This is a genomic window from Candidatus Marinimicrobia bacterium CG08_land_8_20_14_0_20_45_22 (assembly GCA_002774355.1).
Classification (GTDB): Bacteria; Fidelibacterota; UBA2242; order UBA2242; family UBA2242; genus 0-14-0-20-45-22.
This window is the reverse complement of record PEYN01000182.1, coordinates 1-3867: the sequence shown is the minus strand read 5'-3', so window position 1 is coordinate 3867 and position 3867 is coordinate 1. Positions and strand designations below refer to the sequence as shown.

Annotated in this window: 6 protein-coding genes; 3 read left to right on the top strand and 3 right to left on the bottom strand. The window is 48.5% G+C overall.

Annotated elements, in window-relative coordinates; all coding sequences use genetic code 11:
* The first annotated feature begins 36 nt into the window (after positions 1–36).
* Entirely contained in the window at positions 37–405 is a 369-nt protein-coding gene (locus COT43_10390; protein PIS27469.1) for a serine/threonine protein kinase, read from the top strand.
* Positions 406–597: 192 nt separating this feature from the next.
* On the opposite strand, the gene COT43_10385 is transcribed toward COT43_10390, so the two are convergent.
* The 3 genes from COT43_10385 to COT43_10375 are packed head-to-tail and all read right to left on the bottom strand — an operon-like array spanning position 598 to position 2632.
* Positions 598–1644: a hypothetical protein gene (locus COT43_10385; protein ID PIS27468.1), complete on the bottom strand. Its 1047-nt coding sequence runs from the start codon at positions 1642–1644 to the stop codon at positions 598–600.
* 13 nt (positions 1645–1657) lie between these two features.
* A complete protein-coding gene (locus tag COT43_10380; GenBank protein PIS27467.1) occupies positions 1658–2131 on the bottom strand; it encodes a hypothetical protein in 474 nt (157 codons plus the stop codon).
* Positions 2132–2158: 27 nt separating this feature from the next.
* Entirely contained in the window at positions 2159–2632 is a 474-nt protein-coding gene (locus COT43_10375; protein ID PIS27466.1) for a hypothetical protein, read from the bottom strand.
* A gap of 140 nt (positions 2633–2772) precedes the next feature.
* Here COT43_10375 and COT43_10370 point away from each other — a divergent pair, with 140 nt between their 5' ends.
* A complete protein-coding gene (locus COT43_10370; protein ID PIS27465.1) occupies positions 2773–3285 on the top strand; it encodes a hypothetical protein in 513 nt (170 codons plus the stop codon).
* Positions 3286–3517: 232 nt separating this feature from the next.
* Entirely contained in the window at positions 3518–3700 is a 183-nt protein-coding gene (locus tag COT43_10365; GenBank protein ID PIS27464.1) for a hypothetical protein, read from the top strand.
* Positions 3701–3867 lie beyond the last annotated feature (167 nt).

The following is a 3867-nucleotide window of genomic DNA, read 5'->3' as shown; positions in this document are numbered from 1 at the left end:
CCTATGTGTCCGCACAAAAATATGGCAACGAAGCAAATGACCATCACCCATTTTTCCAGATCCGAAGCAGCCTGCAAATGCGGATGCGGCTTTTTTGCCCAGGACTGGGAGTTATTGGAGGTCTTAGAAGATATTCGAGCATTTTTCGGGCGTCCGGTGATCCCGAACTCCTGGTGTCGGTGTCCGGCATATAATGAGCGCATCGGAGGCGCAAACGATAGCTATCACATGAAGGCCATGGCGGCAGACATTTGGATCTCCGGTATCGGTGCGGACATCATCGCCGATTACCTGGAACGCCTATACCCGGATCGCTACGGCATCGGCCGCTATCCGGGCTTTACTCATATCGATGTGAGACCCAATAAAGCCCGGTGGATCATCCCCAAACCGGACCCGGATTGATACAACACGTTGTACCATTTCCCGCAATCCACCATTTTCCTAACTCATTGATTTTATTGGTGGAGATGAGGGGGATCGAACCCCTGACCTCGGCATTGCGAACGCACATATTTAATTTAACTATATAATATTATTATGTTTAATATTTCGCTCCGGTACAACATGTTGTACCGTTGTATCAATATCTTTTCGTCAAGTTTCATGATTGATTGTCGGTAATTTTTCAATGGTTTTCCGGGCCAATGCCATGCTGCCGTGTTGATAGACGCGCATGGTGATCTCCGGGCTGGAATGCCCCATGATCTGTGAGGTCATCTTGAGATCCGCCGATTCGCCGAGCAGATATGTGGCGAAGGCGTGCCGCATACTATAAAAGGTCAGCCGACGGGTAATCCCGGCATTTTTTTTGGCGGTCCTGAATGCGGTTTTCAATGATGCCACCGGACGCCCTTTATAATAGATGATATGATTCGATCCGGGATTATTTTTTTTATCATATTTTTTCCAGCTCATCAGCCGGCGGGCCAGATCCGGATGGATGGGCACAATCCGGCTTTTAAGCCCGCCTTTTTTTGCCGATCGGATCATGATCGTCTCATCCGCCCAGTTGATATCCTCCCAGGTGATCCCGAATAACTCTGCTCTCCCTGGACGCAAACCCGTATAATAGGCGATGATCAACGCCCGCCGCAAATGCTCCGGCGCATGTTCGATCAGCGCCTCAATCTCTCCCCCGGATGGCGGCTGCATGATCTCGTCATCCCTGGATGGTTTTTTGTATCCGGCAAGCGGATTGGCCCGGATCATGCCCCGCGAAACGCCCCAGTTGAGGATGGCGATGATGTCGCTCAATTCCCGATGCACCGTGCTCCGCTTAACTTTTGCGATGCGCTTTTGGACATATAGATCCATGATTTGGGGCGTGATGTGATAGATATCCACATGCCCGATTTCAGGCAGTATCATCCCGGATAATTTATAGATTAGGCAATCGATTGAGGATTTCTGCAGACGCCCGGAATTGGCCTGCAAATAGGCGGAGGCGATTTCGGAAAACGGCATTCCGATCGGCGCCGCCGCTCTTTGATTGCCCGAACCGAATAATGCCTCATGCCGTGCCCTAGCCTTTGTCGCGCCATGGATGCCCCGCCCGAAATACTCCCGCACCATCCGCCCCGGCTCCGTCCGGCTCCGATATTGCACCACCCACCGCCCATCTTTGAGCTGGTAAAAACTCATCGGGTAGGCGATTTCATGGGCATTTCACCGCTTCGGTCACGGTCCAGAGTGCCCAGGTTTGTCCTTGCGGGCGGATCTTTAATTTCCCCGAAAAGATTTTGCGATCCTCGACAAATACTTCATCCCCTCCTTTTAAGAATATAATATCATCATTAAATTGATCCCAAAGCAACGCGGCCGCCTTATCATCTTTATTCAGCATCATGGTATTCATCCGATCCAACAAAATTTCGCTCGATGCCGCCACATATCCTTTCACGGTGACGCACGGCGCAAAGGGATTTGGGAGCGGCTTTGCGATTTCTACGGGTTTTGATTTGGCAATTTTGGATGGTGTTTTATCCATTAAGTATTTTGTCAGAAAAAATGCCGCGACCACAACGCCGATAACGATATAACCTTTTCTAAGTAATTTGGGATCGGGTTCATCCGTCATCTCTTTTGTCCTTATTAAATAATAGAATCGGATTAAATAGACCGCAACCATTGATCCATATTGAGTGCCGATTGATGATCATGTTTTCGATTCGTTGATCGTCGGGGTTTTTTTTCCTTCCCGGATTTCATATCCCAGAGCCTGCGGGCTTTCGAGCCGCTCCAGGCGGGCTTCCATATTCTCCTGTTTATGGATGCACCTGCGCATTTCATCAGCAAGAGATCGCTGATTTTCGGTCAGCATCCGGATGATGTCCTGATAAAATTGTTTGTCCGTTACCGGAATGATGGGGGCGTCCTCTTTTTCAATTTGAGCTGTTTCAAATATTTTTTCGGATTCTTCGGGACCCTCATCTTTTTCAAATAGCTTTTTCGGTCCCTTCCCGATGATCAACCAATATGGACTCAATTTATATTTATCACATATACGGATGAGTATTGGCCATTCCGGAACTACGCCGTTTTCTAAGTAACTCGTGGCTGAATTGATATGTATTTTATTATCTTCAGCAAAACGGGTCTTGGTCATCCCCTGCTCTTTAAATACAACCATAGATAACCTATTGCTAAAATTAGGATTTATCTTTGGCATCAAACTATTTCATGTGATATTGTGTTTTTCTTATTGACAAGCTCTTTTTAGCGTGTAATATCCCCATCCCATGAACCTAAATATCCATAGAAAGATTTTACATGATTAAATTTAACCGTCAAGCCATTGCCGACGCGCGTGCTAGGATCGGCATCAATCAATCGGAGCTGGCCCGACGCATGGGCATCAGCCGGCAAATGATCAATGAAATCGAGTGCGAAGAACGAGCGCCCAATGTCACCACGCTCCTTCGGATCATGAACGCGCTGGGCGTAAATAATGCATCCTCATTTTTCTCATTTTATGATCCTATCCTTTTTCGACAATTCAATTTAGACGATTCCCCTTCCGAAAAAGCTAAAATGACGACGATAGAAAAAGCATATCACATGGTCAGCGATATGCGGGATCAGCTCACCCGGCTCCTGGTGGAGTTATCTGCGGAGCTACCCAACCGGCGTTGTCGCAAACCCAAGCCGCTGCTTGCAACACTCAGCAAAGGTAAAACCGTTGATTTGAGAGGAGGAGGAAATGGGAGAGGTAAGAAATCTTCTACCGCATACCGACAAAAGGCCCGCCGGGTATCGAGTTTATCCGGAGACCAATCCGCCTAATTTCAACGACCTAATGATCAAAAGCGGAATGGAGGCAATCAAACTGGCTCTACTTTGTTCTGCCGGCATCCTTATCGGGGCGCTGGCAGTATTCGCCATCTGGGGATAACGCTCCCGCCCGCTACCGAGGCGATAATATCGGAGACCTCCGACTCACCCGGCACCCCCGGACGGGTAAAGTACCAGCCGCCTCTCACGGCTTGGGAACCGGGGCTCACAATGGTGGGATATAATGGATACTCCGGGGTATGTATGGGCGGATAAGGGCGGGTGGCGCGTCGCCCGCGAAGCAGATGCCATTGATAAGGGCAAGCACCAGGGTCGTATCCGCGTCACCCTGGCCCAAGGTAAACGCCTGATCGTGGACAGGATCTATCCATTAAAGCCATGCGACGACAACGACTCCCGATCATGATCTTACCCATCAGCGATATCCCAGCGACCACGAGCTATGGTGTCCAAATCCCTCAATGGCTATTCAAACGCTTCGTCAAACGGAAATTAAATGGATTACATCATAACTGATATGCAATCATCATCAACACCATCGATCCGTAAATTTTATTTTTCTTTTTATCATTT